Genomic DNA, 13,314 nt, shown 5'->3' with positions numbered 1-13,314 from the left:
TCGATTATTGTCTGTACGCTTCGATAACATCCTAAATTTCCCCCGTTAACCAAGAATTCTATCCCTATTATACAAAAAAACCTGTAGATTTGGCCACTAGTTAGAGACTTTGTCTACAAGCTGAAAGGATAGATGGAACATTCATGTTCCTCTATCCTTTTCACTTCATTTACACTGTTGCCACTTCTTTATTAATTGTAAAAAAGCAGGTACTGTTGCAATCATAATAATAGTTAAAATTGCACCAGAGATAAAAAAAATAAAATTGGGGACAAATTTAAAATGAATAAAAACAATCGATGAAAAAATAAATAACCCGACAAGGAAAATCTCAAAAAGTAATAATAGGCTTAAAAAAAGTAAATATGAAAACACAAATTGCTTATGTTTTACGTGTTTTAATGTAAACACATCCCAAGTGTATTCTGCTAGTTTCTCCAATATTTCCACCCCTATATAGTCATGTTTACTAATTAGTATGTCCATCGGGGAAGAAATATTATCGAAAAATTCCAAATTAAAATAAATTTATTTTTTAACGTGTTCTTCTAAAGTGAAGTACTAAAAAAATTGAAGAAATTATTATTTTTTCTTTATTTAAGTAAACACTATTAAAACTATAACAGATAGTTTTGTTTATTTGTTCACAAATTACTTTCATTATCAATTCTATTCATGATAAACTTTCTATTTGGAAAGGTGGGAGAACATTGGAGGCAGCTATTCGATTTGAACATGTCAATTACTCAATAAATCACTTACATATACTAAAAAATTTATCGGGTATCTTTCCTAAAGGGAAAATTACAACTTTAGTCGGGCCCTCTGGTGCTGGTAAGTCAACAGTTTTTCGGCTTTGTAATGGCCTTCGTTCAGCGAATACTGGGAAAATATTTATTCATGGCAAATTAATTACCGACTATCATCCGGTTGACTTACGTCGTAATGTCGGTTTAGCCTTACAAAGTGCACCGATGATCGATGGTACAGTTTTAGAGAATTTACAGTTACCATTACAACTTCAAGGAAAAAAACTACCAGAATCAGAAGCAAAACATTTGTTACAACTTGTTGGCTTAGATAACTCATTCCTTCATCATCATGCGAATGATTTATCTGGTGGACAAAGACAGAAAGTTTCCATAGCCCGTACTCTTGTAAACCGCCCAAAAATACTCCTATTAGATGAAATTACATCTGCGCTTGATCGGGTTTCACAACAAGATATAGAAAATTTGATTTTACGGATTAAAGAAAAATTTGGAACAACGATATTGTGGATTACCCACAACTTGCAACAGGCATTAGATGTTGGTGATTACACTTGGGTGATGATGAATGGTGAATTAGTAGAATCAGGTAAAACTTCTTTACTCGAATCACCTACAGATGATCGGGTTAGAGAGTTTGTAAAGGGGGACGGAACGAATTGAGTTATCTGAATTTGACTTTGTCGCTTGTTTTCGTTCTTATTCCAATTTTATTATCAAAAACTTTAAATTTAGGTTTAGAAAAAGATACTGTGATAGCTGTTGTCCGTTCAACCATCCAGTTGTTAGCCGTCGGATTTATTCTACATTTCGTATTTAACTCAAAAAATTATATATATATTATCTTAATGATTATTTTAATGATTGTAGCTGCTACACATAATGCTCGTAAAAAGGGGACATCCATACAAGGAATTACATGGAAATTAGTCGTTACTTTTATTTTTATTGAGATATTAACACAAGGTATTCTTTTAGGATTACAAATTGTCCCACCAACAGCCCAATATATTATTCCAATTAGTGGGATGATGATTGGTAATTCAATGGTGTTAGGAATCCTTTTTCTTAACCGTTTTACTGCAGAATTAAAGAATCATCAAGATCAAACTGAATTAATTCTTTCTCTGGGAGGTACACCGAAACAAGCAGTCCATAATCAACTTGTATCTGCAATTAAAGCAAGTACCATCCCAACAATCGAAAGTCAAAAAACTATGGGGCTCGTGCAACTTCCTGGTATGATGAGTGGTCAAATTATTGCTGGAGCTGATCCAGTACAAGCGGTACAATTCCAGTTACTAGTCTTATTTCTATTACTAACAACAGCCGTTGTCACCGCTATTTTACTAGGTTTCTTATCTTATCCGACACTTTTTAATGAACGGATGCAATTTCTAAAAGAACGAATACAATCTGAATAAATAAATACTATTAAGCTGTTTTTTTGTGGACTACCCCCATTCAAGTAAGATATTTTAAGCGGCTTTAGTTCTGTATTCAACAGGACTAAGGTCGTTAAGTCTATCTTGATATCTTTCATTGTTATAGAAGTAAAGTATTGCTCTTGCGAATTCATCAAATGCTTCATATCAATGTAAATTATACTTTTTGCATTTGAGAGATCCCCAAACGATTCCTTCGGCGTTATCAATACGTATTTTTTAACTAATCCACCTTAAGATGATCATATCATTGTAACAACTTTTTTATTTCTTATCATGAATTAATTTCAAAATTATTCATACTATTTTTTATTAGGTATTGAAATTTTCTGAAGATTTTAATAAATTTTATAATAGAGTAATGCTATTTACTCTTTTAAGCATAACTTTATATTAACTACATACAGAAAGCAGTTTACGTTCTTTTATTAAAGAAAGGGGGATAATCATGGACGTAAATGGTATTTTACAGGTAGTAAAAAACAGTCAATTCGTTTTTCCTGACAAAGAAAAAGAAAAACAAACGGCGATAGGTTCAAGTAAGGAATTTGAAAGACTACTTCAATTTTCCCATGAAAATCCGATTCAATTTTGGGATCAGGTTGCAAAAGAGCTCGTTTGGTATGAACCTTGGAAAGAAACTTTGAAAGGAGAATTACCTGACTTTGAATTTTTCTCTGGTGGTATAAGTAATCCTTGTATTAACTTACTTGATCGTCATGTTGATAATGGCGTAGGAAACCGGACTGCTCTCATTTGGGAAGGTGAAAATGGAGATACGAAATTCTACACGTACAAGATGCTTCTGGCAGAAGTTAATCGATTTGCAAATGTATTAAAATCCTTAGGTGTAAAAAAGGGAGACGGTGTTGCGATATTTTTACCTAATTTAGCTGAAGCCTTTATCGCTGTGTTAGCGTGCTTCAGAATCGGTGCAGTATACAATACAATTTTTTCTGGGTATTCTGAGAAATCTCTAAAAGATCGATTAATTAATTTTGAGCCAAAAGTCGTTGTTACCTGTGATGCTACACCTCGTCGTGGCAAGGTTATTCGATTAAAAGAAAAAGTCGATCACGTTGTTCCTGAAATTCCTTCTGTTAATGCGGTACTCGTCGTAAACCGATTAGGTATTGAAGTTGAAATGAAACAAGGACGAGATTTTTGGTGGGAAGAATTAAGAAAACAGGTCAGTATTGAATGTGAGCCTGAACGACTTGAAGCCAATGAACCAGGTATCGTATTCTATACTAGTGGAACAACAGGTAAACCGAAGGGAGTTGTTCATTCAGGTATTGCCTTTGTTGTACAGAATTATATTTATGCAAAATACCATATGGACCACCACGAAGATGATGTATTCTGGTGCACAGCAGATATTGGTTGGTTAACAATGCATATATGGGGAATTGCAGGTTCCCTTGCCAATGGTGTGACGACCGTTGTTGTGGAAGGAGCCATCGATTATCCTTCAAAGACAAGATATTATGAAATAATTGAGAAATATCGTGTAAATAAATTATTTACGGCACCTACAGCACTTCGGATGCTTAAAAGTATGGGTGAAAAGCCATTAGCGGCCTTTGATTTATCCTGCCTCGAAGTTATTTCACTCGTCGGTGAACCATTTGATCCAGAATCATGGCAATGGACATTTGAAGTATTAGGAAAGAAAAAGATTTGTGTAAATAATACATGGGGACAAACAGAAACAGCGGGATGTCCCATTTCAGGTGCTGCTTGGCTTATGCCAATGAAACCAGGATCAGCGGGCATTCAATTTTTAGGTGTAGATGTAGCAGTAGTAGATCAAGAAGGAAAACAAGTTGAACCAGGAACATTAGGAAATTTAGTTATACGAAAGCCTTTCCCTATGCTCTGTCGAACGTTATGGAAAGAGCCAGAGCGTTATTACCAAACCTACTTTAGTCAAGTAGAAGGCTGTTACTTTGCCAGTGATTTAGCACTAGTTGATGAAGATGGATATTTCTGGGTTGTGGGAAGGTCTGATGATGCATTTAATGTTGCTGGGCATAGGTTAAGTACAATGGAGATTGAAAGTGCTGTTTTAGAATGTGAAGGGATTTCGGAAGCTGCTGTTGTTGGAGTTCCTGACCCAATTAAAGGTGAAGTTCCTTTAGTATTTGTTAAACTTTCCGAAGGTTATGTTGGAAGTGCAAATATAACCAAAAAAATAAATCAAAGTATTATTCAACATATCGGCAAAATTGCACTGCCAAAGAAAATTATATATACTGACACATTACCTAAAACGGTGAGTGGAAAAATCATGCGGCGCTTATTAAAAGAAATCTATGTCAAAGGAACCGTTACAAGCGACATTACAGGACTGGAGGATACTGGATCTGTCGATCATATTCAAGGTGTATTAACGAACGAAAAGTTAAATTTATAATGGCTGACTTTTTTGTCAGCCATTTACATTTTTTACACTTTATATTCGTCATGTTGTAAATTTGAAGATGTACAATCATGAAATCTTATTTATCTAACGGCTCAAGTTCACTTTCTACTAACCATTTGTAATATTTAACATGTGATCCATCTCTTGTATCGATGTAACTAACCATATATACTGTTGTTTGTTGAACAGATTCAATTTTTGCTACTGCTCCATCCATTCCTTCTTTATATTTAACATGGAGTAATACTTCATCACCTGGTTTAAAAGGTTCTAATCCTGCTCTATCGATATCTTCATGTATAACCCATTTATAATCCTTAACACGATTTCCCCAAGTTGACGGTACATAGGATACCTTATATGCAGTCGTTTCATACGCACCGTTTACTACTCCTTTGGCACCTTCCATTCCTGGAACATGATCTGCTCGAATTATTACCCGACTATCAACAGGGTAGAGTGGATGTTTGGCAGTAACTAAATATGAGGGTGTTTCTTCTTTTGTACCTGAATAACTTAAGCTCATATATGTATTCGTTTCATTTTCAAGGTTTGCCTTATTTTCTCCATTACAAGCTGCAAGAAGTAAAGATAGCATACAAATATAAATAGCAAATGTATATCTGTTCCTCATATCCATCCCTCATTTTAATAAAACTATTCTTCATATGTCTTTTGGTTGTTTTTTCCTTTTTAACTATTGTTTCTTGAAACAACAAATTCATTCATCTTTTTTTAAAATGAAGTATAGGATCTCTAAGACTTTACTTGTGGCTCAGGAAATTTTCTACATATACATTTTTCGATATTTCTCATATATTCTATCTATTTTTTGACAAATTTCTCAGGAAATAATTTCGTATGGTAAAAAAAGTGTCGTTTTCCCCTAGGAGACAAAACGACACTCATTTATCGTAGTAGTTTTTATAATTTTATTTTAATATTAAAAAGCTCCACTTTTAATGGTATAGTATAGCATATCATTACAAATATAAGTTTTTCAATTACGAAACAACAAAATAGAAAGCTATGTGTCTATCTATCATATATTGATGTTCATTTGTTTTTTAGTGGAATTCGACTACAATAGTATACATCTTTAATATTTTTAAACGTCATTATCTTTAATTCTGTCACTATTAATTCTTAAAAGTTATACAATATTCATAGGGATGGAAAAATTTCAGTCCTAAAAATTTATAATCATGCAAATTCTTTTTTCATAAATTGGACCGAATTATACGTATCATAAACGTCTTCAACTAACCGATTCAAACGGGACAATACGTCATTATTTGTGATCTCTTTCTTAATATAATCCTTATCTTCAATAAATACATATTTTTGAACAATCGTCGCTTTCATATAAGATAAGATTGGCTTTAGCTGTTGCTCTACCATTAAATAATGTTTTGGTGATCCTGCTGTAGCTATGATACCGACTACTTTATCAATCAATGCCTCTTCAGGTAAAAGATCAAAAACATTTTTTAATGTACCCGGAATGGATGCTTGGAATGTAGGCGTCCCTATAATAAGTGCATCTGCACTCATCATTTGATGTATTAAATACTTTGTATCACCTACATAGTCACGATAATCTCTTCCATCACAAAACTCGATATTCAAATCCCCTAAATGAAGATGTACCGTTTCAACTTCAGAATATCTTTTTTGAATTAAATTTAAACTATATTCCACAGCAATTTTTGTTTTTGATCCAACAATCGAGCCAGAAATTCCAACAAATTTCAAAGAATGTTCCTCCAATTCTTTAATCCAGAGCAGCGCATCTAAAGGTGCTTTCTTGATTAATGATTTTACTAACCGAATAAAAAAGGCTAAAAATATTGTCTCGACCAAACATAATACGAGTTTGATTATTAACACTTCAATCAAACGTTTGTTTAATATATTTTTTCAGGTGAAGAAAGCATTCCAACAAACGTTTGATTAACTTGAAAGAATGGGTAAAAATATCCATTCTTATAGAATACTAATCACATTTTTTGAAAAAAAGAATAACAATTCTTTCATTCGCACTATTTATTAAAAAGTCCCAAGACACATTACTTGGGTGTTAAACAAACGTTTGATTACTCCTTATTACTGTTTGCAGCCGCAAGACGTACCACATCCACAGCCACCACTTGTATCTAATTCAGGAACGCCTAACAGTACTAACCCTGTCCCATCCTCATCTTGTACCATATCTAATGTAAAATTATCTGTACTGCCCACCTCTGGATCAAATGCAACCCTTATGCCATTTATAATTTCTACACGATCATTTTCTTCGGGTTCATCTGTTGTAAATCCATATTGTGGTCCGCCGCATCCCCCTAAATAATATAAACGAAGTCCTTCCGCTTTTTTTTGTTTCAAAAAGTTTTGAATTAAATCTCTTGCGGCATCGGTAATCTGCATAAACTTTCTCCTCCTTGTTTAACCATACTTTGTCTCTTTATATATAAATATTTTACTATATAAATATAATCTATTGAAAGGGTTTTCCTAGGCTTCAATCTTTATACTAACTTTCTTGTCCTTTAAAAAAGCTTTGCAAATCAAAAACCATTTGCAAAGCTTTTTGTATAGATTTATTTAGTATGTTTTTTTATTAAATCAACGAATGCATCAACAAACGATTGTAGAAATTGGCGAGTATCATTGTTGAACATTCCATTCTCGTCCAATAATTCATGAACAGAGCCAATATATGCTTCTGGTTGTTGTACAACAGGCATGTTTAGGAAAGCAAGTACTTGACGTAAGTGATGATTTGCCCCAAAACCAGCAAGCGTTCCTGGTGATTGAGAAATGATTGCTGCTGGTTTCCCATTCCATACACTTTCGCCGTATGGGCGAGAACCTACATCTAAAGCATTTTTTAATACAGCTGGAATAGAACGGTTATACTCAGGTGTTACAATTAGTACAGCATCAAGTCCTTTAACTGTATGACGAAATTCAGTAACTTCTGCCGGTGTTCCTAATTCCTCTTCCCAATCTTGATTAAATAAAGGTAAGTTGCCTATCTCGACAAATTCCACCTCAAATCCATCTGGGAATAATTCAACAACGTTTTTAGCCACTTTACTTGAAAATGAATTTTTACGGAGACTTCCTACTAAAACACCAACTTTTGTCATATGTCACCGTTCCTTTCTTCTCTATTTCGAGATAATTTTAATCGAAATAAATAAAAAATTCAAATAAAGTGACTTCACAAAGAATGATTTTTTATTGTTATTCACTAATTATTTTTAATCTCATCAAAAATGCTTGTATTCTAACTTATAGTATTTATTCAACATTCGGGTTCTAAGTCATTTTTATAAAAAAAGGATACTCGAACTTGAGTACCCAATTCATTCATATAAAATTTATTCCGAAATATTAATAAGGTTCTTCATTTAACTTAATCGGTGTTATTATCCCGTTTTCCCAATCTGATCGAGTGATTGCATAGATTAATGTATCCATAATCGTTCCATCATCGTTTTCCCATGCATTTCGCAAATAGCCTTCTTTTACAAACCCACATTTCGTTAAAGCTTTTCGCATCGGTATATTATCATGACGTGTGTATGCTTCAATGCGAATCTTTTTATCGGGTAGATTAAAAATATAATTTTTAATCCAGTTTACCGCTTGTGTCCCATATCCTTGACCACGCCACTCTGTAGCTAAACGAACATCGAATAACGGTATTGTGTCATTTATATCGTCGATGATAATTAAGCCTATTTTCTTGCCATCCCTTATAATCCAAAATGTTTCACGACCATCTTGATACCAGCCATTATGAAAAGATTGAATTACTTTATACTTAGATGGATGTGGATCACTATGAAATTCCCATGTGTTTTCAATGAAGAAACTCACCAAATCTTCTAACTCATCTTTTAAAGGGGTAAAAGTTAATTCTCCCATCCGCGTCAAACTCCTTAACCTTATATTTTCTTCCGAGTCCCTTTATTCATTTATATCATATAGTTGGTATATTCTGCATTTAAAATGGCTAAACCTATTAAAAATCTGCTATGACAAAGGATACATGCTCAAACTTTAGTAAAACATAATTCTATACAAAAAAGGTTCTTCCAATACAAAGGGGAAGAACCTTTTAGAGATAATTAACTTATAAATTGAATAATATAATTCAATAAAAATAGACTAGCAATGATAAATAAAGGTAGGGATACTTTTTGCACCTTTCCAGTAGCCAGTTTTAAAACAGCAAACATAATAAATCCAAATGCAATACCATCGGCAATACTATAGGTGAAAGGGATCATCGTAATAATAAAGATTGCAGGAAATGCCTCAGATAGATCACGAAAACTTAAATTTTTAATATTTTGCACCATCAATCCACCAACAATAATTAACACTGGTGCGATAGCATTTGAAGGGATTATATTTACGTACGGAATAAAAAATATCACAATTAAAAATAAGATACCAGATGTAATTGCTGTAAGACCTGTCCTGCCTCCTGCACTAATGGCCGCTGTGGTTTCTGCCGATGCCACTGTGGGACTTGAACCAAAAATCCCAGAAAGGAAAACAGAAATTCCATTGGCTTGAAAAGCTTTCCTAAATTTTTCTGGGCGTTCCGCAAGGTTTACTAGTCCACCTACTAATCCTAAGTTTTCAAATACAACAACCATTGTGATTGAAAATACCGCAATTAAAAATGGTAATGTTGCCCAATGCTCTACAGAAAAGGCAAAAAAGATCTCAGCATAACTCTCTATTGAAAGGGATTGATTTGTACCATTCGGTAAAATGTCAAATAAGAAAGCAATGGCTGTTCCTATTAAAATCGTCCATAAGAAGTTTGCCTTTACATTACGAATAAACAATATTAATCCAAAAATCAATGTTAAAATTGTTGCTAACACTTGTGGATCATTGAGATTCCCTAACGCTACAATGGATTGTTCACCACGTTCAATGATATGCCCATTTTCAAGGCCAATTAGTATTAAAAATAATCCAATTCCAATGGTTATAGCCTCTTTAAGTGTATTAGGTATCGCATTATTAATTATTTTTGTTAACTTTGTAAACGAAATAACTGTGAATACAATACCAGATATCACGATCACACCAAGGGCATCCTGCCATGTTAGTCCCACGGAATGAACAAGTGTATATGAAAACATGGCATTAATTCCCATTCCAGGTACAACAAGGATAGGTGCATTTGCCCATAATCCCATGATTAGACAGCCAAAAAATGAAGTTAAAATCGTAGCTAACATTGCACCTTCTAGAGGCATACCAGCCTCAGAAAGAATTAATGCATTAACGGCTATAATATAAACAATGGTGAAAAAGCCTGTTAATCCAGCAATGATTTCTTGTTTAGCACTTGTTTTGTGTTCCTTTAAATGAAACAAACCTCTTTTCATATTCAATCCTTTAAATTCTTATCCCTCACCCACCCGCTCTTTCTATTAAAGAGCAACATATAACATTTTACTAATAAAAAAATGATTGTCAATGGATATAATTTCAAAATAGAGCTTGAGTAAATCTCACCCCTTAAAATACACAAATTTAAACTTTCAATAACCCACGGAATCCTCTAACGCTATAATAAGAATCTGCACCGTTATGATATACAAATACATGTCCATAACGATAATCACAAAAAAGTGCTCCGCCGAGTTTACGAATATCATCAGGAGTTTTTATCCAACTCGATGTTTTCTGATCAAAAGGTCCAAACTTTTGTAATTCACGATATTGTTCTTCCGTTAAAATTTCGATTCCCATCTCATTCGCCATATCCATCGCACTTGTTTCCGGTTTATGTTTTTTCCTTGACTCTAACGCTTCTCGATCATAACAAACCTTTCTTCGTCCCTTCGGACTTTCCTTTGAACAGTCACAAAAGATGTATTCACCGGTCTTTTCATCTACACCTATCACATCTGGCTCGCCTTCCGTTCGCTCCATTTCATACAGTGACCACAGTTTCTCTGGATTTGCTTCCAATTTTTCTTGAACTTTTGCCCAGTCGAGCCCTTCATGACGATGCATATTTTTCTCAAAGCGATCTTTCAATATACTTAATAATTCTATTCGTTCTTTTTGGGATAGTTCTTTATTACTGTTCGTCATTTAAGTTTCCTCCTTTACCATGTCAATCCATATACATAATAAGTAATTATATTTTGAGTGTACTTTTTCGCCCTCCATATTGCAAAATTCCTAACTTATTTCTCAATGATTATCATACACTATATTTATCCTTATCCATAATTACTATTTTTATCTTTGACGACAACACCTTCTAATAATAAAAAATTTCAACAAATGATCCTTATCCACTGCCAATGCGGTTCTACTAATTCTTCACAATTTGGAATACAATTTGTCTGATGATATAATTAAAAACTACTAATTCTTGTTAAATATAGGAGGATTTAGATCCGCAACAAGTTTTCCAAGAATTAAATGTTATAATTCCTTAAAAAACATGCTCTGCTTCCCCTTTTCACATCCACAATCCTTTAAAAATAATATTGAATTTAAAGATCATAAGAATGGTTTACGATCTAACGGAGGTTTATCAATGTATAATAATGGGAAACAACGGAAGATCATATTAGATTTGGCGGTTTCTCTTGACGGTTTTATTGAAGGTCCAAAAGGAGAAATAGATTGGTGTATTATGGAACCCGATATGAAATTCACTGACTTCTTAAATTCAATTGATACGATTTTATATGGAAGGAAAAGCTACGATTTATGGGGTAATTACACACCAAAAAAACATGATTCCGACACCGATAAAGAAATGTGGAGAATACTTCATAGTAAAGAAAAAATCGTGTTCTCAAAAACTAAAAAGTCCGATGACCAAAATACTGTTTTCATTAATGATCATATCGTTGAGGAAGTCAATAAATTGAAGAATAGACCAGGAAAAGATATTTGGTTATACGGCGGGGCTAGCCTTATTACAACATTTATTCATTATAGACTCATTGATGAATATAGATTGTCCATCCATCCAGTTGTTTTGGGAGCTGGAAAACCATTGTTTAATGATTTAAACGAACGGTTAAATTTTAAACTAATTGATACAAAAACTTTCTCTTCCGGTGTCGTCCAACTCATATATCAACACAAATGAAACTAACAAAAAAGGAAACAAATTACCCTCACATAGAAATACCAAATGTGAGGGATTCTTCTCCCTTAAATGGAATCGTGAATTTCTCAGCAACTCGTATTAAAGAAGAATTCCCTTAACTCCTAAGTCATTTGTTCAACTCATTCAGATCTACTAAGAAACTGAACAGGTGGAATCACATGCCTACAATGGCATATTATATGGTCTACCTACATTACAAATGTTGCTGTTGGATGACCTTCAAATATCGGCTAGAATGAAACATGAGACTTTAACTTTCATCAAATCCTTCTTATAAAAATATACAAAAACAAGAGTAGGAAACAAACGGCAATAGAATTTAAAAAAATGCTGAAATCAAAATTTTTAATGTGTATAATTAATAGATAGTTGTGCGCTTATGTTGCATAATATATCGTCTATATTACTTGCATCCGTTATAAAAAATGACCAAAAACATTCGATAAGGAGTGAACGACTATAGAAACAGATATTATTCTCATCCTTAAAATGATCATTATCGGGTTAGTTCAAGGATTTACAGAACCGATCCCCGTTTCATCTAGTGGACATGTAATGATTGCAAGTGAAATTTTAGGACTCGGTGAACAAGGTTTCACTTTTGCAATACTTACAAATACCGCTTCATTGCTTGCCATCCTTTTTATATATAGACATGATATAAAAAGACTTACAATCAACTCATTACAATTTCTGAAAACGAAAAATGAGCAATACAAAAGTGATTTTCGTTTTGTTTGTTTTGTTGTCGTCGGAACCATTCCTGCAGGAGTTCTCGGCGTTTTACTTAAAGATGTAATTGCAGAAAATGTAGGGATGAAAACAATCGCTATTATGCTATTCATAACAGGAATTGCGATATGGTTGATTCGTAATTTGAAAGGTTCGAAGGACGATAGCGATATTTCGTTTAAAGATTCTATCCTTATAGGATTAGGGCAATCTTTTGCATTATTTCCAGGCATTAGTCGTTCCGGTGCTACGATTATTTCTGCCATTGCTGTCGGCTTAAAACAAGAAACCGCACTTCGATTCTCATTCATGTTATATATTCCAGTAAGTCTCGGTGGTGTCGTTCTCGGGTTTTCTGATTTTCTTGAAGAACCAAATAAAGCTGACCTTGCACTCCCATACTTAGCGGCTTTTATCGCAACACTATTGATGACATATATCGCTTTAAAATGGTTTATGGGAATTATGAAAAGCGGGAAACTTGTTTATTTCACTTATTATTGCTTTATTGTCGGGATATTACTACTAATATTCTTTTAATAATAAAATAATAAGTAGAACTGCTAAATTAGCATTCCATAAAAAAGAGACGCCTACTAGGCGTAGACGCCTACTAGGCGTCTCAGCTTGTAGACAAAGTCCCTAACTAGTGGCCAAATCTACAGGTTTTTTTGTATAATAGGGATAGAATTCTTGGTTAACGGGGGAAATTTAGGATGTTATCGAAGCGTACAGACAATAATCGAAATCAATTGGAAATGGTGG

14 protein-coding genes are annotated in these 13,314 nt (G+C 33.6%); 5 read left to right on the top strand and 9 right to left on the bottom strand.

All coding sequences use genetic code 11. From position 1 onward, the window contains the following. Positions 1–165: 165 nt before the first annotated feature. On the bottom strand, positions 166–441 hold the full coding sequence (locus OEV82_RS14900) for a hypothetical protein (protein ID WP_173660590.1): 276 nt from the start codon (positions 439–441) through the stop codon (positions 166–168). Between the two features lie 269 nt (positions 442–710). Between OEV82_RS14900 and OEV82_RS14895 the strand changes: the two genes are divergently transcribed. Together OEV82_RS14895 and OEV82_RS14890 are read left to right on the top strand one after the other, a co-directional pair. Further along, positions 711–1,433, top strand: coding sequence for an ABC transporter ATP-binding protein (locus OEV82_RS14895; protein ID WP_263062309.1), 723 nt, complete (start codon positions 711–713; stop codon positions 1,431–1,433). Beyond that, positions 1,430–2,194: an ABC transporter permease gene (locus OEV82_RS14890; protein ID WP_173660592.1), complete on the top strand. Its 765-nt coding sequence runs from the start codon at positions 1,430–1,432 to the stop codon at positions 2,192–2,194. The genes OEV82_RS14895 and OEV82_RS14890 overlap by 4 nt, the downstream gene beginning before the upstream one ends. A gap of 54 nt (positions 2,195–2,248) precedes the next feature. Here the strand turns inward: OEV82_RS14890 and OEV82_RS16215 are convergent, their stop codons facing one another. Then, positions 2,249–2,332, bottom strand: a complete 84-nt coding sequence (locus tag OEV82_RS16215) for an IS3 family transposase (RefSeq protein WP_407672779.1) — start codon at positions 2,330–2,332, stop codon at positions 2,249–2,251. A 331-nt stretch (positions 2,333–2,663) separates the two neighbouring features. Here OEV82_RS16215 and OEV82_RS14885 point away from each other — a divergent pair, with 331 nt between their 5' ends. Further along, complete coding sequence (locus OEV82_RS14885) at positions 2,664–4,631, top strand: acetate--CoA ligase (RefSeq protein ID WP_263062308.1); 1,968 nt, start codon at positions 2,664–2,666, stop codon at positions 4,629–4,631. Positions 4,632–4,716: 85 nt separating this feature from the next. On the opposite strand, the gene OEV82_RS14880 is transcribed toward OEV82_RS14885, so the two are convergent. The 7 genes from OEV82_RS14880 to OEV82_RS14850 all read right to left on the bottom strand — a co-directional run bounded on the left by OEV82_RS14880 (position 4,717) and on the right by OEV82_RS14850 (position 10,778). Beyond that, the gene (locus OEV82_RS14880) at positions 4,717–5,274 is read right to left on the bottom strand and encodes a YdhK family protein (protein WP_263062307.1); all 558 of its coding nucleotides are present in this window, start codon (positions 5,272–5,274) and stop codon (positions 4,717–4,719) included. A 569-nt stretch (positions 5,275–5,843) separates the two neighbouring features. Further along, positions 5,844–6,395, bottom strand: a complete 552-nt coding sequence (locus OEV82_RS14875) for an NADPH-dependent FMN reductase (RefSeq protein WP_173660599.1) — start codon at positions 6,393–6,395, stop codon at positions 5,844–5,846. Positions 6,396–6,746: 351 nt separating this feature from the next. Then, entirely contained in the window at positions 6,747–7,067 is a 321-nt protein-coding gene (locus tag OEV82_RS14870; protein WP_173660601.1) for an adhesin, read from the bottom strand. 173 nt (positions 7,068–7,240) lie between these two features. After that, positions 7,241–7,792, bottom strand: coding sequence for an NADPH-dependent FMN reductase (locus OEV82_RS14865; protein ID WP_173660603.1), 552 nt, complete (start codon positions 7,790–7,792; stop codon positions 7,241–7,243). 247 nt (positions 7,793–8,039) lie between these two features. Then, positions 8,040–8,576: a GNAT family N-acetyltransferase gene (locus tag OEV82_RS14860; RefSeq protein WP_173660605.1), complete on the bottom strand. Its 537-nt coding sequence runs from the start codon at positions 8,574–8,576 to the stop codon at positions 8,040–8,042. Between the two features lie 203 nt (positions 8,577–8,779). Beyond that, positions 8,780–10,063, bottom strand: a complete 1,284-nt coding sequence (locus tag OEV82_RS14855) for an NCS2 family permease (protein ID WP_263062306.1) — start codon at positions 10,061–10,063, stop codon at positions 8,780–8,782. 148 nt (positions 10,064–10,211) lie between these two features. Beyond that, entirely contained in the window at positions 10,212–10,778 is a 567-nt protein-coding gene (locus tag OEV82_RS14850; RefSeq protein WP_173660609.1) for a DUF4256 domain-containing protein, read from the bottom strand. 454 nt (positions 10,779–11,232) lie between these two features. Between OEV82_RS14850 and OEV82_RS14845 the strand changes: the two genes are divergently transcribed. Then, positions 11,233–11,796, top strand: a complete 564-nt coding sequence (locus OEV82_RS14845; protein ID WP_263062305.1) for a dihydrofolate reductase family protein — start codon at positions 11,233–11,235, stop codon at positions 11,794–11,796. A gap of 510 nt (positions 11,797–12,306) precedes the next feature. Further along, a complete protein-coding gene (locus OEV82_RS14840; protein WP_263062304.1) occupies positions 12,307–13,089 on the top strand; it encodes an undecaprenyl-diphosphate phosphatase in 783 nt (260 codons plus the stop codon). The last annotated feature ends 225 nt before the right edge of the window (positions 13,090–13,314 follow it).

Source organism: Pallidibacillus thermolactis, assembly GCF_025660415.1.
Taxonomy (GTDB): domain Bacteria; phylum Bacillota; class Bacilli; order Bacillales; family Caldibacillaceae; genus Pallidibacillus; species Pallidibacillus thermolactis.
This window is presented reverse-complemented; position numbering and strand designations above follow the sequence as displayed.

Bases quoted from the DNA above. Each gene is read 5' to 3' on its own strand.
- OEV82_RS14860 (WP_173660605.1), bottom strand. From the start codon at position 8,576: ATGGGAGAATTAACTTTTACCCCTTTAAAAGATGAGTTAGAAGATTTG.
- OEV82_RS14880 (WP_263062307.1), bottom strand. From the start codon at position 5,274: ATGAGGAACAGATATACATTTGCTATTTATATTTGTATGCTATCTTTA.
- OEV82_RS14845 (WP_263062305.1), top strand. From the start codon at position 11,233: ATGTATAATAATGGGAAACAACGGAAGATCATATTAGATTTGGCGGTT.
- OEV82_RS14885 (WP_263062308.1), top strand. From the start codon at position 2,664: ATGGACGTAAATGGTATTTTACAGGTAGTAAAAAACAGTCAATTCGTT.
- OEV82_RS14870 (WP_173660601.1), bottom strand. From the start codon at position 7,067: ATGCAGATTACCGATGCCGCAAGAGATTTAATTCAAAACTTTTTGAAA.
- OEV82_RS14850 (WP_173660609.1), bottom strand. From the start codon at position 10,778: ATGACGAACAGTAATAAAGAACTATCCCAAAAAGAACGAATAGAATTA.
- OEV82_RS14840 (WP_263062304.1), top strand. From the start codon at position 12,307: ATGATCATTATCGGGTTAGTTCAAGGATTTACAGAACCGATCCCCGTT.
- OEV82_RS14855 (WP_263062306.1), bottom strand. From the start codon at position 10,063: ATGAAAAGAGGTTTGTTTCATTTAAAGGAACACAAAACAAGTGCTAAA.
- OEV82_RS14865 (WP_173660603.1), bottom strand. From the start codon at position 7,792: ATGACAAAAGTTGGTGTTTTAGTAGGAAGTCTCCGTAAAAATTCATTT.